Source organism: Streptomyces sp. NPDC127129, assembly GCF_042671585.1.
In the GTDB taxonomy this organism is placed as follows: domain Bacteria; phylum Actinomycetota; class Actinomycetes; order Streptomycetales; family Streptomycetaceae; genus Streptomyces.
In genome coordinates this window covers 351,653-367,450 of record NZ_JBHXTV010000006.1, presented here as the reverse complement: position 1 = coordinate 367,450, position 15,798 = coordinate 351,653, and the positions used below count along the sequence as shown (strand labels likewise).

At 72.7% G+C, this 15,798-nt stretch carries 16 protein-coding genes; 5 read left to right on the top strand and 11 right to left on the bottom strand.

The window, feature by feature from the left end:
• Positions 1-37 precede the first annotated feature (37 nt).
• The 3 genes from ACFVGW_RS14750 to ACFVGW_RS14740 all read left to right on the top strand — a co-directional run bounded on the left by ACFVGW_RS14750 (position 38) and on the right by ACFVGW_RS14740 (position 1,771).
• Positions 38-847, top strand: a complete 810-nt coding sequence (locus ACFVGW_RS14750; protein ID WP_385852213.1) for a diacylglycerol kinase — start codon at positions 38-40, stop codon at positions 845-847.
• Positions 848-950: 103 nt separating this feature from the next.
• Entirely contained in the window at positions 951-1,448 is a 498-nt protein-coding gene (locus ACFVGW_RS14745) for a DUF2975 domain-containing protein (protein ID WP_385852212.1), read from the top strand.
• Complete coding sequence (locus ACFVGW_RS14740; RefSeq protein WP_385852211.1) at positions 1,448-1,771, top strand: helix-turn-helix domain-containing protein; 324 nt, start codon at positions 1,448-1,450, stop codon at positions 1,769-1,771. Before ACFVGW_RS14745 ends, ACFVGW_RS14740 begins: the two co-directional genes overlap by 1 nt.
• Positions 1,772-1,830: 59 nt before the next feature.
• Here ACFVGW_RS14740 and ACFVGW_RS14735 read toward each other — a convergent pair whose 3' ends face one another.
• A complete protein-coding gene (locus tag ACFVGW_RS14735) occupies positions 1,831-2,361 on the bottom strand; it encodes a GbsR/MarR family transcriptional regulator (RefSeq protein ID WP_383222432.1) in 531 nt (176 codons plus the stop codon).
• 62 nt (positions 2,362-2,423) lie between these two features.
• On the opposite strand from ACFVGW_RS14735, the gene ACFVGW_RS14730 reads away from it, so the two are divergent.
• Together ACFVGW_RS14730 and ACFVGW_RS14725 are read left to right on the top strand one after the other, a co-directional pair.
• Positions 2,424-3,335 carry an ATP-binding cassette domain-containing protein gene (locus ACFVGW_RS14730; RefSeq protein ID WP_385852210.1) on the top strand — a complete coding sequence of 304 codons (912 nt, stop codon included), beginning with the start codon at positions 2,424-2,426 and terminating at the stop codon, positions 3,333-3,335.
• Positions 3,332-4,915, top strand: a complete 1,584-nt coding sequence (locus tag ACFVGW_RS14725; protein WP_385852209.1) for an ABC transporter permease — start codon at positions 3,332-3,334, stop codon at positions 4,913-4,915. The genes ACFVGW_RS14730 and ACFVGW_RS14725 overlap by 4 nt, the downstream gene beginning before the upstream one ends.
• A gap of 115 nt (positions 4,916-5,030) precedes the next feature.
• Here the strand turns inward: ACFVGW_RS14725 and ACFVGW_RS14720 are convergent, their stop codons facing one another.
• From ACFVGW_RS14720 to ACFVGW_RS14675, 10 genes are all read right to left on the bottom strand, one after another.
• Complete coding sequence (locus ACFVGW_RS14720; RefSeq protein ID WP_385852208.1) at positions 5,031-6,233, bottom strand: cytochrome P450; 1,203 nt, start codon at positions 6,231-6,233, stop codon at positions 5,031-5,033.
• Between the two features lie 41 nt (positions 6,234-6,274).
• A complete protein-coding gene (locus tag ACFVGW_RS14715) occupies positions 6,275-6,934 on the bottom strand; it encodes a response regulator transcription factor (protein WP_361441949.1) in 660 nt (219 codons plus the stop codon).
• A complete protein-coding gene (locus tag ACFVGW_RS14710; protein ID WP_383222442.1) occupies positions 6,931-8,271 on the bottom strand; it encodes a sensor histidine kinase in 1,341 nt (446 codons plus the stop codon). The genes ACFVGW_RS14715 and ACFVGW_RS14710 overlap by 4 nt, the downstream gene beginning before the upstream one ends.
• 172 nt (positions 8,272-8,443) lie before the next feature.
• On the bottom strand, positions 8,444-9,313 hold the full coding sequence (locus ACFVGW_RS14705; protein WP_385852207.1) for an alpha/beta hydrolase: 870 nt from the start codon (positions 9,311-9,313) through the stop codon (positions 8,444-8,446).
• 103 nt (positions 9,314-9,416) lie between these two features.
• Positions 9,417-10,631: a kynureninase gene (kynU, locus tag ACFVGW_RS14700; protein WP_385852206.1), complete on the bottom strand. Its 1,215-nt coding sequence runs from the start codon at positions 10,629-10,631 to the stop codon at positions 9,417-9,419.
• Entirely contained in the window at positions 10,624-11,472 is an 849-nt protein-coding gene (locus ACFVGW_RS14695) for a tryptophan 2,3-dioxygenase family protein (protein ID WP_352190402.1), read from the bottom strand. The genes kynU and ACFVGW_RS14695 overlap by 8 nt, the downstream gene beginning before the upstream one ends.
• A gap of 112 nt (positions 11,473-11,584) precedes the next feature.
• The gene (locus ACFVGW_RS14690) at positions 11,585-12,493 is read right to left on the bottom strand and encodes a DUF3152 domain-containing protein (RefSeq protein ID WP_385852205.1); all 909 of its coding nucleotides are present in this window, start codon (positions 12,491-12,493) and stop codon (positions 11,585-11,587) included.
• A 186-nt stretch (positions 12,494-12,679) separates the two neighbouring features.
• Positions 12,680-13,093 (bottom strand): DUF3151 domain-containing protein, encoded by a 414-nt coding sequence (locus ACFVGW_RS14685; RefSeq protein ID WP_352190404.1) that lies wholly within the window; start codon positions 13,091-13,093, stop codon positions 12,680-12,682.
• Positions 13,094-13,107: 14 nt separating this feature from the next.
• Positions 13,108-14,562 (bottom strand): MFS transporter, encoded by a 1,455-nt coding sequence (locus tag ACFVGW_RS14680; RefSeq protein WP_385852204.1) that lies wholly within the window; start codon positions 14,560-14,562, stop codon positions 13,108-13,110.
• Positions 14,563-14,608: 46 nt separating this feature from the next.
• On the bottom strand, positions 14,609-15,775 hold the full coding sequence (locus tag ACFVGW_RS14675) for a MalY/PatB family protein (protein ID WP_385852203.1): 1,167 nt from the start codon (positions 15,773-15,775) through the stop codon (positions 14,609-14,611).
• Positions 15,776-15,798: the final 23 nt, after the last annotated feature.

Genomic DNA, 15,798 nt, shown 5'->3' with positions numbered 1-15,798 from the left:
GCTCTTGCACAAAGATGCTACCCGAGGAAGGACCGAGGTGTCGGCTCACGACCAGCTGCTGGTGGTCATCGACCCGGTCGCCCGCCGAAGTGACGGCGAGTCCGTACGGATCGCGAAAGATGTGTTGTGTGCGGGAGCGGAGACGAAGATCTGTCTCCCGGACAGCCCGGAGGAATTCTCCCGGGCCCTTGCCCGCCGGGGCTCCCGGCGTCCCGTCGTGGTCGGCGACGACCGTGCGCTGCTACGGACGGTGACGCTGCTGCACCGTGAGCGTGAGCTCGCGGACGGGGCGCTGTCGCTGGTTCCGGTCGGCGCGCCCGACACCCTGGAAGTGGCGTACGCGCTCGGCGTGCCGCGCAGCCCGGTGGCCGCCGCCCGGGCGGTGCTCGACGGGGCGGTGCACCGGCTCGACCTGCTCGTCGACGACAGCGACGGGGTGGTCCTGGGCGATCTGCGCATTCCGGCCGGGCGGGGCCCGACCGTACCCGCGCCCGCCGTGCCGACCGTCTGGGACACCTGCCGGTCCCTGGTCCGCACCCTGGTCCACCCCGTCCCGGCGCAGGCCGCGATCCGCGTCCACCGGCTGCGGGTGGAGGCGGACGGCGTCCTGCTCAGCGATGTGGGCGCGCCGGTGGAGGGGGTGAGCGTGCGGTCGTCCCTCGCGGGGCTGGCCGCCATCACGGTCCATCCCCCGTCCGCGCCGCCCATCCACACCGACGCCCGCACCCTGACGGTCTCGGGTCCGGACTTCCGCTACCGCGCGGACACGGTGGTGTCGGGCCCGGTCCGGAGGCGGACGTGGACGGTGCGGGAAGGGGCCTGGGGACTGACCCTGCCGAAGGCCTGAGGCCGGAACCTCTCGGCGGCATGAGGCGCGACGCTCCTCTTCCACTTGCCAGACCTATCGCTTATCAATAGATTCCCATCGTGACTCGATCGAAGGAGCAGTGATGGGACAAGTCGCGGTAGTGGCCCTTCGCGCCGTGCTGGTGATGCTGCTCGCCGGCTCGGTGTTCGTACTGACGGTGATCGTGCCGGCGATGTTCCTCGACACGGAGGACCCCAGCGGCGAACTCTCGCACCTGCGCGTGCCGATCATCGTGATCTTCGCCCTGGGCGTCGTGTGCGCCCAGACCGTCCTGGCCTGCGTCTGGCGGCTGCTCACGATGATGCGCCGCGGGACGGTGTTCTCCCACGCCGCCTTCCGGTACGTGGACGTCATCACCGGCGCCTTCGTGGCCGCCGCGCTCCTGGTCTTCGCGCTGGGCACCATCCTGGCTCCCGGCGAGGCCGTGGCCCCGGGCGTGGTCCTGCTGCTCGGCGGGGTCGGCCTCGGGATCCTGGGGGTCGGGCTGATCGTGCTCGTCCTGCGCATGCTCCTCGCCCAGGCCGTCGCGCGCGACGTCGAGGCGACGGCGATGCGGGCCGAGCTGGACGAGGTGATCTGATGCCGATCACCGTCGACATCGACGTGATGATGGCCCGGCGGAAGATGTCCGTCGGCGAGCTGGCGGAACGCGTCGGAATCACCCCGGCCAACCTGGCGGTGCTCAAGAACGGCCGCGCCAAGGCGGTGCGCTTCACGACGCTCGAAGCGCTCTGCGAGGTACTGGAGTGCCAGCCGGGGGACCTGCTGCGGTGGGCACCGGGGGACGCCGAACCGGACCCCGAACCCGCGGCCGGCCGGCCCGGTCCCGCCGCCGAGGCGGAACCCGCGGCCGCCGCGGAACCCGCCGCGGACGTGGAACCCGCCGCCGAGGCCCAGGCCTGAGCCCGGCTCCAGGGGCTCGGGCCCGACAGGCCTGAGCCCCGCCCCTCGCCCGCCCCCTCCTACGCCTTCGGTTCCTCCGCCGCCATGGCCGCCTTGTGGTCGCGCCAGCGGTCCAGCATGGTCAGCATCTCCTTCTGGAGGAACTCGAAGAAGGCCGCCGTCTCCGCCGTCCGGCGTCCCGCCGCCGTGTCCGCACCGAGGATCTCCGAGCCGTCGCGGAGCACCTTCTCCCACCGCGTCAGGATCGCGTCGCGGCGGGTGAGCGACTCGTACCAGACCTCGTTGTGCAGGACATAGCGGTCGCGGCGCGAGCCGGGGTCGCGCTCGCGGCTGACCATGCCGACCTGGCTGAGATAGCGGATCGCCCCGGAGACGGCGGCCGGGCTGATCCGCAGCCGGTCCCCGAGCTCGGCGGACGTCATCGACGCGCTCTCCGAGGCGAGCAGCGCCGCGAAGACGCGCGCCGCCATCCGCTGCATCCCGGCCTCGGTCAGCTCGGCGGCAAAGCGCTCGACAAAACGCGACACCGCCTCGTCGTCGCCGCCCGCCGCACTGCCGTCCGCACCGCCGGTGGTCGTCATCTCGCTCATCCCCCAACTTTATACGGTTCCTTAACTTCACAAGTTTGTGAAACTAGCGTACGTTCTGAATCATGACGAAGGCAATCACCGTGGCCGGGCTGCACAAGTCGTTCGGTCGCACGCACGCGCTGGACGGCCTCGACCTCGCCGTCGAGGCCGGCGAGGTCCACGGCTTCCTCGGCCCCAACGGCGCCGGGAAGTCCACGACCATCCGGGTCCTCCTCGGACTGCTGCGCGCCGACTCCGGCGCCGCCCAGCTCCTCGGCCGGGACCCCTGGCACGACGCCGTCGAGCTGCACCGCCGCATCGCGTACGTCCCCGGCGACGTGACGCTCTGGCGCAACCTCTCCGGCGGCGAGGTCATCGACCTCTACGGGCGGCTCCGCGGAGGACTCGACAAGGCCCGGCGGGCCGAGCTGATCGAGCGGTTCGAGCTCGACCCGACGAAGAAGGGGCGGACGTACTCCAAGGGCAACCGGCAGAAGGTCGCCCTCGTCGCCGCCTTCGCCTCCGACGTCGACCTGCTCATCCTCGACGAACCCACCAGCGGCCTCGACCCGCTGATGGAAGAGGTCTTCCAGCGGTGCGTGGCGGAGGAGCGCGAGCGCGGGCGGACGATCCTGCTCTCCTCGCACATCCTCAGCGAGGTCGAGACCCTCTGCGACCGGGTCAGCATCATCCGCAAGGGGCAGACGGTCGAGAGCGGCTCGCTGGCCGAGCTGCGCCACCTCACCCGTACGAGCGTCACCGCCGAACTCGCGGGCGCCCCCAACGGCCTGGCCCACCTCCCCGGCGTCCACGGCCTCGCCGTGCAGGGCCACCGGGTGCGGCTCCAGGTCGACACCGACAAGCTCGACGCGGTACTGCGCTCGCTCACCGAGTCGGGGGTGCGCTCGCTCACGAGCACGCCGCCCACCCTGGAAGAGCTGTTCCTGCGGCACTACGCCGACGACGCGCGTACGGACGGGGTGACCGCGCGATGAGTACCCTCGCCGTCCACCTCACCGGGACCGGGTCGCTCGCACGGCTCGCCCTGCGCCGCGACCGGCTGATGATGCCGATCTGGGTCGTCGTCACCGGCGGACTCGTCGCCAGTGGGGCCGGCTCCCTGGAAAGCCTGTACGGGACCCCGGCGCAACGCGCCGAGCTGGCCGCGTCGATGACCGCCAACAGCTCCATGCGCTCGCTGTACGGACCGGTGTTCGGCGACTCGCTCGGCGGGCTCGTGGCCTGGCGGTTCGGCACCTTCGCCGCCGTGCTCGCGGCCGTGATGAGCCTGATCATCGTCGTACGGCACACGCGGGAAGAGGAGGAGACGGGGCGTCAGGAGCTGCTCTCCTCGGCCGTGGTGGGCCGGCGCGCCCCGCTGACCGCCGCACTCCTCACCGCGCTCGTCGCCAACGCGGGCGTCGCGCTCCTGATCACCGCCGGACTCGCGGGGCAGGGGACGGGCGGTGCGCTCGCGCTCGGCCTCGCCGTCGGCGGTACGGGGATGCTCTTCGCCACGGCGGCGGCGATCGTCGCGCAGCTCACGGAGAGCGCGCGGCTCGCCAAGGGCCTGGCGTCGGCGGTGCTCGGCCTGGCATTCGTGCTGCGGGCGGCGGGGGACGCGGGCGACGCCTCCGGCTCCTCGGCGCTGACGTGGCTCTCGCCGATCGGCTGGGCCGAGAACGTCCGTGCCTTCTCGGGTGAGCGGTGGTGGGTCCTGCTCCTGATGGCGGCGGCCGTACTCGGCCAGGCGGCGGTGGCGTACGAGCTGGCCGGCCGGCGCGACGTGGGCATGAGCTTCCTGCCGACCCGGCCGGGCCCGGCGGAGGGTCTGCTCGGCACGGCCGGGGCGCTGGCCTGGCGGCTGCAGCGCGGGACCGTGCTCGGCTGGTCGCTCGGCTTCCTGCTCGGCGGGCTCGTCTTCGGCGGGATGGTCGAGGGCGCGGCGGACATCGTGGGCGACAACGCGCAGGCTCGGGAGATCTTCGAGCGGATGGGCGGTCAGAGCGGTCTGACCGACGCCTTCCTCGCGACGATGGTCGGCATGTTCGGGATGATCGCGGCGCTGTACGCGGTCGGATCGGTGCTGCGGCTGCACGGCGAGGAGACCTCGCAGCGGGCGGAACCGGTCCTGGCGAACGCGGTGGGGCGGGTGCGCTGGGCGGCGGGGCACCTGGTGATCGCCTTCGGCGGCGCGGCGCTGATCATGCTCCTGGCCGGGCTCGGCCTGTACCTCTCCTACGGCCGCGACCTCGGCCCGATCCTGGGCGCGTCGCTGGCCCAGCTCCCCGCGGTCTGGACGCTCGCGGGTCTCGCCGTGCTGCTGTGGGGCGCGTTCCCCAGGGCGGCGGTGGCCGGCTGGGGGGTGGCGGGTCTCTGCCTCGCACTGGGCTGGATCGGCCCGGCGCTGGACCTGCCGCAGTCGGTCCTGAACCTGTCGCCCTTCGGCCACCTGCCGAAGCTGCCGGGGCAGGAGATGGCGTGGGGCCCGGTCCGGACGCTGACGGCCGTCGCGGCGGCGCTGGTGGCCACGGGCCTGTGGCGCCTGCGGCTCCGCGACCTCACGACGTCCTGACACCGGGGCCCGCCGTAGGGCCGTCGCCCCGCACCGGCGGGGCGGGCTGTCCTACGGCTGTCCTACGGCTGCCCTACGGCGGCTCCAGAGACTCCAGAGACTCCAGAGGAGGTGGCTACACCTCCACCAGCAGCTCGCTCACGCCCCGGATCACATAGCCGGGATTCCAGCGCGGTTCCGCGGCCAGGCGCAGGCGCGGGGCCCTGCGGAGCAGTTCGCCGAAGCTCGCCGTCAGTTCCAGGCGGGCCAGCGGCGCGCCCAGGCAGTAGTGGATGCCCGCGCCGAAGGTGATGTGCGGATTCTCCGTACGGGAGAGGTCCAGGACGTCCGGGGAGGCGAAGCGGGCCGGGTCGCGGTTGGCCGAGCCGAAGAGGAGGGCGACCTCCGAGCCCCGCGGGATCACGACACCGCCGACCTCGATGTCGTCGAGGACCCAGCGCTCGAACATCTGCAGCGGTGTGTCGAAGCGCAGCAGTTCCTCCACAGCTGTGGACAGCACTCCGTCCGGATCGGCCCGGAGTGCGGCCAGCTGCTCCGGGTGCCGCAGCAGCGTCCACCAGCCGTTCACGGTCGTGTTCACCGTCGCCTCGTGCCCCGCGTTGAGCAGCAGCACGCACGTCGAGACCATCTCCTGCTCGGTCAGCTCCTCCACGGCGATCAGCGAGGAGATGAGGTCCTCACCCGGCTCCTTGCGCCGCCGCTCGATCAGCTCCCGCAGATACGCCGAGAACTCGAGCGAGGCCTGGACCGCCCGCCGCGCCGTCTCCTCCGACGGGTTCAGCTCGAACATCCCGCAGATGTCCGACGACCAGGGCCGCAGCCGCCCCCGCTCCTCGTCCTCCTCCGGGATGCCCAGCATCTCCGCGATCACCGCGACCGGCAGCGGCTCCGCCACCTCCGCGAGCAGGTCGCCGCCGCCCCGCGCGACGAAACCCGCCACCAGGTCCGCGGCGAGCCGCTCCACCGTCGGCGCCAGGTTCTCCACCGTCCGCGGGGTGAACGCCTTCGACACGAGACGCCGGATCCGCGTGTGGTCGGCCGCCTCCAGGTCGAGCAGTCCGTGATCGTTGAGCGTGTGGAACGGCTCGTGCGCGGCGGGCGGGGCCGTACGCCCGAACTCCTCGTGCGTGAACCGGTGCGTGTACGTGCGGCCCAGGCGCCGGTCCCGCAGCAGCGCCGACACGTCCGCGTAGTGCGGGATCAGCCATTGGCGGGTCGGCCCGTACCAGTGCGCCCGGCCCGTGGCCCGCAGTTCGGCGTAGGCGGGGTACGGGTCCGCGACGAAGTCGGGCGACCAGGGCTCGAAAGGAACGTCCATGACCGGACGCTACCGGCCCGCCCGCCGGGCCGCAGCAGTCGTCACCCGCCGACCTGCACCAGTCTCGCCTCGTAGGCGAAGACGGCCGCCTGGGTCCGGTCGCGCAGGCCCAGTTTCACCAGGATGCGGCTCACATGCGTCTTGATCGTCGACTCGGCCACCACCAGATGGTCGGCGATCTCCGCGTTCGACAGGCCCTGCGCGATCAGCACCAGGACCTCCGTCTCCCGCTCGGTCAACTCCCCCACCTGCGACAGCGCCGGCGCCCTCGGGGCCTCCGCCGCCTTCGCGAACTCGGTGATCAGCCGCTTCGTCACGGTCGGCGCGAGCAGCGCCTCACCGGCCGCCACCACCCGTACCCCGTCGGCCAGCTGCCGCGCCGAGGCGTCCTTCAGCAGGAAGCCCGAGGCCCCGGCGCGCAGCGCCTGGTACACGTACTCGTCCAGGTCGAAGGTCGTCAGGACGAGGACCTTCGCGTCCGCGTCCGCCGCGACGATCTCGCGGGTCGCGTCGATGCCGTTCAGCTCGGGCATGCGGATGTCCATGAGGACCACGTCCGGTCGCAGGGCCGCGACCTGGGCTATCGCCTCGCGGCCGTTGACGGCCTCGCCGACGACCTCGATGTCCGGCATCGCGCCGAGCAGCACCGAGAAGCCCTCGCGGACCATCATCTGGTCGTCGACGATCAGTACGCGGATCACTGGTCCATCTCCTCGCGGGTCACGGGGATGAAGGCCGTGACCTCGTACCCGCCGTCCTCGGTCGCCTCGGCCGTCATCTCGCCGTTCAGCATCGTCACCCGCTCGCGCATCCCGGTGATGCCGTGACCCGCGCCCGGGGAGGGCTTGACCAGGCCACGGGCGGGGCCGTTGACGATCCGCAGGCCGAGGCCGCCGAGGACGTAGCTCACCTCCACCTTCGCACCGGCGCCGGGCGCGTGCCGCAGCACGTTGCTCAGCGCCTCCTGGATGATCCGGTACGCCGAGAGCTCCACGCCCTGCGGCAGCTCCCGGACCGCGCCGGTCACCGTCTGCTCGACGTCGAGCCCGGCCTCGCGGACGTTGCCGATCAGGCCGCCGAGGTCGGCGAGCGTGGGCTGCGGGGCGTCGGGCGCCTCGTAGTCCTCCGCGCGTACGACCCCGAGGACGCGGCGCAGCTCGGTCAGGGCGGCGACGGCGTTCTCGCGGATGGTGACGAAGGCCTGCTCCAGCTCCGGCGGCGGGTTCTCGACCCGGTAGGGCGCGGCCTCGGCCTGGATGGCGACCACCGACATGTGGTGGGCGACGACGTCGTGCAGTTCGCGGGCGATGGTGGTGCGCTCTTCGAGCAGCGTCCGACGGGAGCGCTCCACCGCGGTCACGGTCTGCTGGGCGGTGACCGTCTGCTCGGCCTCGCGACGGACCTGGACGACGGTCACGAAGAGCAGGGCGAGCGCGGCGGGGAAGAGGACCGACAGGGCGTTGTCGCTGCCTCCCCGGAGGCTGGTGGCGAAGAAGGCGTAGACGAGGGTGACCAGCCAGATCCAGGCGGCGGTACGGGGCCGGGTGCGGGCGGCCACCACCGTCATGACCACGACCTGGGCGATGCCGGAGGTCGGGCCCCACGGCCAGCCGTAGTCGTACGAGCCGAGGAAGGCGACGAAGGGGGTGAAGGCCAGCGACGTCCAGAACGCGAGCACCGGGCGGACGAGCGTCAGCAGGACGGCCACGGCCGGCATCGCGGCGTAGACCAGGACGAACACGCCGTTGCCGTCACCGAGGTCCATGCCCATCGCGAAGACGAAGAAGGCGAAGGCGGCGACCACGGCGTGCGGGGTCCAGCGGGCCTTCCTGCGTATCCGTTCCGGCAGGCGCCGTGTCAGCGGGCCGTCGACCGCCATGGGCTGCAGCGGCCGGTAGGCGAACGCGTCGTGGAAGAGGTCCTGGCGCAGCCCGCCGAGCGCGCCCTGGGCCAGGCGGAACTCGGGGCTGCGGCTCATGTCGCGGGTGTCTGTCACGCCAGCAACGGTACGGGCGGCGACGGACGCGGTCGTCACCATGACGGCGGATCCTCCCGCGTCCGTCCCAGGTACTACACGCCCCCGCGCGTGCCCGTCCCGCGACCGCCCCGGCGCCCGTCCCGCGCCCGTCCCCCGCCCTACGCCCGCGCGTCTGCCTGCGCCTGCGCCTGCGCCTGCGCCCGGAACGCGTCCGCGTGCTTTTCGGCCGTGGTCAGAACGCCAGCTGGGCGATCTCCTCCGCGACCACCGCGCACGCGTCCGCCGCCGGGTCGATCAGCGGGAAGTGGCCGACGTCCTGGAGGAGTGTGAGGCCGACCGTCTCGCCCGCCTTCGCCGCCGCATCCACATAGGCGTCCGCGACGGCCTGCGGGACGACGACGTCGTCCCGGCCCTGGACGACCGTGGTGGCGATCCCGGTGGGCAGCAGCAGCGCCGGGTCGGCGTGTCGGGCCCGTACGTCGAACTCGCCCTCCCCGCCGAGGAACTGGGTCACCGCCCCACCGCACACCCCGAGCTCCACGGCCCGGTCGAAGTGCGCGATGGGAGCGAGCGCCACCACTCCGCGCAGCGCGGGCGGGGACGGGAGCCGCCAGGTCGCGTCGGGTGCGAGGACGTGCCGGGCCGCGGCCCAGAGGGCGAGGTGGCCGCCCGCGGAATGCCCGGTGAGGACGATCCGGCTCGGATCGGCCTGCGGCAGATGCTCCGCGGCCAGCCGCGGTACGGCGTCGAGCGCGGCGGCCACGTCGTCGAGGGTCTCCGGCCAGCGGCCGGCGACCGGACCCGTACCGCCCTGCCGGGGCAGGGCGGAGCCGCGCCGGTACTCGACGTTGGCGACGGCGAACCCCCGGCGGGCCAGAAAGTCCACGAAAGGGGTCAGATGCTGCCGGTCGTACGGTGCCCGCCAGGCACCGCCGTGCAGCGCGACGACGAGCGGCGCCCGCTGCCGGCCGTCGCGCGGCGCGTAGAAGTCGACGACCTGGTCGGGGTGTTCGCCGTACGCGGCGGACGCGTCCGGGGCGACGGCCGGGTGCGAGAACGCCGACGCTTCTTCGGCGGCGTCGCGCGCGGCGGGGTCCGGCATGCTGTTCCAACCTCTCGGGGACGGGGCCGAATTGGCCTGACCTGCGGGGACCGTATCAGGACTGACGCCCCCACAGATCAAGCGATCATCGGACCGTCCGACCTCAGCCGTCGAGGCCGGACCCCACCTCCGCCAGCACCTCGGCGAGGACGCGCGCCGCCCGCTCGGCGTCGGCGAAGCCGACGTACAGCGGCGTGAAGCCGAACCGCAGCACGTCGGGGCGGCGCAGATCGCCCACCACCCCGCGCCGTATCAGCTCCGGCATGACAACGGGGGCTTCGGCGCACCGCAGCGCGACCTGGCTGCCGCGCTCGGCGTGCGCCCCGGGCGTCAGCGACTCGACCCGGCCGGCCGGAACGTACTCCCGGACGCACTCCAGGAAGAAGTCCGTCAGGGCGAGGGACTTCGCCCGTACGTCCGCCATGTCGACGCCGTCCCAGACGTCGAGCGCCGACTCCAGGGCCAGCATGGACAGGATGTCGGGCGTACCGACCCGGCCCCGTAGCGCGCCCTCGGCCGCCGCGTACCCGGGGGTCATCCCGAAGGGGTCCGCGTGGGAGGTCCAGCCGGGCAGCGGCGAGTCGAACCCGGCCTGGTGGCGCTCGGCGACGTACAGGTACGCGGGCGAACCGGGGCCGCCGTTGAGGTACTTGTACGTGCAGCCGACGGCCAGGTCGACGCCGTGCTCCTCCAGGCCGACGGGCAGCGCGCCCGCGGTGTGGCACAGGTCCCAGATCGCCAGGGCGCCCGCCGCGTGCAGCGCGGCCGTGATCCCGGGCAGGTCGTGGAGCCGTCCGGTGAGGAAGTCGACGTGGTTGACGAGGGCGGCGGCCGTACGCGGCCCGGCCGCCTCCGCCATGTCGGCGGGCGCGACGGGCACGAGCCGCCGTCCGGTCATCCGGGCCGCCGACGCGGCGATGTACCCGTCCGTGGGAAACGTCGTGGCGTCGACGAGGATCTCGTCCCGGTCGTCGGCGCAGAGCCGGGTGGCCGCGACGACCGCCTTGAAGACGTTCACGCTCGTCGAGTCGCCGACCACGATCCGGCCCGGGGCGGCGCCGACGAGCGGGGCGATCCGGTCGCCGATCCGCTCGGGCGCGGTCCACCAGCCGCTCTCGTCCCAGGAGCGGATGCGCAGCTGCCCCCACTCGCGGGTGATGACGTCGGCCATCCGGTCGGGCACGTGCGCGGGGAGCGCGCCCAGCGAGTTCCCGTCGAGGTAGACGGTCGCGTCGTCGAGCGCGAACTTCTCGCGCACCTTCGCCAGCGGGTCGTCGGCGTCACGGAGCAGCGCGTTCTCGCGCATCGCCTCAGACATGGCTGCGCGCCGTCCACAGCTCGGGGAACACGTTCTTCTGCGCCCGCTTCTCCAGCCAGGCGACGCCCGCCGAGCCGCCGGTGCCCGTCTTGGAGCCCATGGCCCGGCGGGTGGCGACGAGGTGGTCGTTGCGCCAGCGCCAGATCAGCTCGGCGACATCGCTCAGCGCCTCGCCCAGACGGACGAGTTCCGCGTTCTGGTCGGCGTCGGCGTAGATCCCGGCCCAGATCTCCTCGATCTCGGGCGACGGCTCGTACTTCTTCGCCAGATCACGGGCGAGCACGGCCTGCGGCACGGGCAGCCCGCGGCGGGCGAGGAGCCTGAGGACCTCGTCGTACAGGCTCGGCTCCTGCAGCGCCTTCTCCAGCTCGGCGTGGACGCGGGGCGCCCCGCGGTGCGGCACCAGCATCGACGCGGACTTCTCGCCGAGCAGGAACTCCATGCGCCGGTACATCGCCGACTGGAAGCCGGAGCCCTCTCCGAGGGCCGCGCGGTAGGAGTTGAACTGCGCCGGGGTGAGCTGGGCCAGCGGGCGCCAGGAGTGGTTCAGCGCCTCCAGCTCGCGCACGGAGCGCTTGAGCGCGTCCATCGCCACCGGGATGCGGTCCTCGCGCAGCGCGCGGCTCGCGGTCTCCCACTCGTGGACGATGACGGTGAACCACAGCTCCATGACCTGGGTGGTGACCAGGAAGACCATCTCGCCCGGGTCGTCGGAGCGGAGGTGCTGGAGGTGGGTGAGTACGTCCGCCTGTACGTAGTCCTCGTACGGCGTCGTGCCCGCGAAGTCGAGGTTCGGTGCTTCGACCGAACCGGCTCCGGAGGCATCGGGGAAGGTGGACATCGCTGTCTCCTCGATACGCAACTACCGGGTAGCGGTCCGCTCCTTCCGTGTGGCAAGTGGAGCCCCGGTCCCCTCGGGCCCGCGCGCTTCGTCGCACGCGGCCCCATGCGCATCATGGCACGATCGGACCCTCGATGTAGCTACCGTCTTCGTCATACGGATAAGCGTTCGAACGACAGCCCTTGAGTCCCTTGATCTGCTGCATCATGACGGGCGCGGGCTGGCCTGATCCGGGACACGTCATATGGCTCCGGATGCCGATCTCGTGCCCGACCTCGTGGTTGATGATCAGATGCCGGTACTCGGCGGGGGTCCCGGCGAAGGTCGGGGAGCCCAGCAGCCAGCGCTTGAGGTTCACCACGACGCCGTCCGTGGTCTCGCAGTTCAGCTCGCCGTGCGTGTTGAGCCCCTGGGCGAGACAGAGCTTGTCGGCGGTCGCCGGGGTGGCGACCCGGATGACGAAGTCGGCGTTCTCGGAGACCAGCTGGAACCGCCCGCGGCCGTTGGCGGCCCAGCCGCGCGGATGGTCGAGGATCTGCTGGATCTCGGCGGCGACCTGGGAGGCGGAGAGGTCGATGCCGCCCTCGACCTGGACGCGGTAGCGGCGCAGGGAACCGCCGGTACCGACGGCGTCGCCGGAGGACTTGGCGGTGGTGAAGCTGCCGGAGCCCTTGGCTGGCACCTTCGGCTTCTTGGGCGTGGCCGACGGCTTCGGCTTGGCGGTGGTCCGCTTCGGCGTCGGGGGCGCGGCCTTGGGGGTGGGGATCGCCGTGGTCGTCCCGGCCGTGGGGGAGGGGGTGGCGACGGCGCGGTCGCCGCCGGAGTCCTGGCCGCTGTTGTAGTGGGCGAGGGCGGCGCCGCCGCCGAGGGAGAGCGTGACGAGCGCGAGCGTCGGGAGGGCCAGCCGTCTTATCGGGCTCCGCCCGGACCGGCCACGGGCGCGTCCCCGGCCCCTGCCCTGGCTCCGACTGCGGCTCGGCGTTCGTCCCCGGCCCGAGGGTGCGGCGGCGCGCTTGCCCAAGACAGACTTCTCCCCTGCGTCGGCCGGTTGGGGGGAAGAGGGTGGGGCCTCTGCGCCGGCTGCTCTCGGTACAACGGTCCGAAGGATCGTAACCGCCGCTTCGAACGGCCTCGAACATTCCCGGGCCGATGACCGGTTTCCCCCTGCCCCACAGACCGGGGGAAACCGGTCGGCTGTCGGCGGGTGTCAGCCCAGCGTTTCCGCGGCCGTTTCCGAGGAGTCGCGCAGGAACGTCGAGCAGCGCTCGTACTCGTCCTTCTCGCCGATCTCGCCGGCGGCCCGCGCCAGCGCGTGCAGGGCCCGCAGGAAGCCGCGGTTCGGCTCGTGCTCCCACGGCACCGGGCCGTGTCCCTTCCAGCCGCTGCGCCGCAGCGCGTCCAGGCCGCGGTGGTAACCGGTACGGGCGTAGGCGTACGACTCGATGACGCGACCGCCCTCGTACGCCTCGTCGGCGAGCTGGGCCCAGGCCAGCGAGGACGTCGGGTACTTCGCGGCGACGTCCGCCGGCGCGGTGCCCGCCGCGAGCAGCTCGCGCGGCTCCGGGTCGTCGGGCAGGTGGGTGGGGGCCGGTCCCCCCAGGAGGTTCTCGTGGATGGCCATGGGGCCAGTCTGCCTCAGCCGCCCTCCTCCCGTGCCGAGCGGTCCCCCGGGTCCAGCGGTGGTGCCGTCACCCCGCAGTGGATCCTGCACTCGGGGTGGCATCCTGCCGCCTCGGCCGGCTTGCGCACGGTCGCCCAGGCCAGGACGGCACCCGCCACCATCAGCCCCGCACACATCGGCATCGCCCGCCGGAACGTCTCCCCGAACTCCTCCGCCGAGCGGTACGCCTCCGGTCCCATCCCCGCCAGCGTCGGCAGCGCCGCGACCGCGAGCAGACCGGCCGCGCGCGCAGCCGCGTTGTTGATCCCGCTCGCCAGGCCCGCCCGCGCCACGTCCACCGAGGCGAGGACGGTCGCCGTCAGCGGGGCCACCACGACGGTGAGCCCGAGGCCGAGGACCACCGTCGCGGGCAGCACGTCCTCGACGTACGAGGCGTCCTCACCGACCCGCAGCATCAGGACCATCCCCACCGCGCAGAGCAGCGGCCCCACGGTCAGCGGGATCCGGGGCCCGATCTTCTCCCCCAGCTCGCCGGACTTCGCCGAGAGGAGCAGCATCAGGATCGTCGTCGGGAGCAGCGCCGTGCCCGCCGCGAGCGCCGAGTAGCCGGACACCACCTGGAGCTGGAGGGTGGCGAGGAAGAAGAAGCCGCCCAGTGCCGCGTACACGCAGAGCGTCACCAGGTTGACCATCGTGAACAGCCGGGACGCGAAGATCGACGGGGGCACCATCGGCTCCGGCAGCCGCCGCTCCAGGACGACGAAGAACGCCCCGACCACGACCCCGGCACCGGCGGCCCACCAGGCCTCGGAGATCAGCGCGTACGTCACGAGGGCGAGCGCGGCCGCGCCCAGAAAGGCGCCGAGGACGTCGAAGCGGCCGTGGGCGGACTCGTCGCGCGACTCGGGCACATGGCGCAGCGCGATCGGCACGCACAGCGCGGCCAGCGGCACGTTGAGCAGGAAGACCCACCGCCAGCCGGGACCGTCGACGAGCCACCCGCCGACGAACGGCCCGATCGCCGCACCGACCCCGCCGAAGCCGGACCAGAGCCCGACGGCCTTGGCCCGGTCGTCCGGGTGGAAGCTGGCCTGGATCAGCGCGAGCGACCCGGGGGTGAGCAGCGCGCCGCCGACGCCCTGGAGGGCCCGGGCGGCGATCAGGATGCCCGCGTTCGGTGCGAGCCCGCACAGCAGGGAGGCGACGGCGAACCACACGATCCCGAGCACGAAGACCCGCCGCCGCCCGTACCGGTCGCCGAGCGCCCCGCCGAGCAGGATCAGCCCGGCAAGCGTCAGCATGTAGGCGTTGACCGTCCACTGGAGCGCGGCCATGTCGGTGCCGAGGTCCTCGCCGATGTGCGGCAGGGCGACATTGACGACGGTGGAGTCGAGCAGCGCCATCCCCGAGCCGAGCACGGTGGTGAGCACGATCCACCGCCCGGTGCCCGAGGCGAGCCTGATGTCCATGCCTGCCATGCTCCCCCCGTTGCGCCTGATCGTCCCGCTGGGGGGATCAGGTCGTGCGGAGCCTCGTCGCGGCCCTCACCAAGGCCTCCACGCCCCGTTCCGCCTTCTTTCTCGGGCAGCCGACGTTCAGGCGGACGAAGCCCGGGGCCCCGTAGACGCGGCCCGGCATGATCGCGACCTTCTCGACCTCCACCAGCTCCCGCTGGAGCGCCTCCTCGTCGATCCCGAGCGGGCGCAGGTCGATCCAGGCCAGATAGCCGGCCTGCGGAGGCGTCCAGCTCACCCCCGGCAGCCCCTCCGCGAGCCGCTCCTCGACGAACCGCATGGTGCCCGCCACATACGCCCTCAGCTCGTCCAGCCACGGCGCGCCCTGCCGGTACGCGGCGACATGGGCGGTCATCGAGAGCACCGCCGGCGAGGCGAGACCCTCGCCCGTCTCCATCCGGCGGATGAACTCCGCCCGCTCGTCGGGGTCGCCGATGATCCCGTAGGAGCCGGTCAGCGCCGGGAAATTGAAGGCCTTCGTGCCGGAGGTGATCAGGGCCCACCGCCGGCCGCGACCCGGCTCCGCGAAGCGGAGCCACGGGAGGTGCCGCTGCCCGTCGGCCACCAGGTCCGCGTGGATCTCGTCGCTGACGACCGCGACCCCGTGGAGCTCGGCGAGCCGCGCGAACTCCGCGAGCTCCTCCTCCCGCCACACCCGGCCCGTCGGGTTGTGCGGCGAGCAGAGCAGCAGCATCGTGCTGTCCGGCTTCGCCAGCTCCGCCTCCAGCGCCTCGGTGTCCCCGACCGGCACCCCTCGCAGCTCGCGCCCCAGCCCGGTGACCGCCTTGCGGAAGCCGTCGTACGTCGGCGTGTGCACCACCACGCCGTCGCCGGGCGCGGTCCACATCTGGAGCAGCTGCGAGAGCTGGCTGAGCACGGACGGGGCGTAGACCAGCGTCTCGATGTCGAGCGCGGTGTCGTGACGCGTCGCGTACCAGTGGCGTATCGCCGCACGGAAGTCGCCGATCCGCCAGTCCGTGTAGCCGAAGACCCCGTGCTCGACCCGTGCGCGCAGGGCATCGAGGACCTCCGGCGGGGAGGCGAAGTCCATGTCGGAGATGGTGAAGGGGAGCAGCTCGCCGACGCCGAAGCGGTCCGCGATGCCGTCCCACTGGACCGAACAGGTGCCCCGGCGGTCAATCTCACGGTCGAAGTCGTACGTCGTCACTCAGTCCTCCTGGAGACACGGAA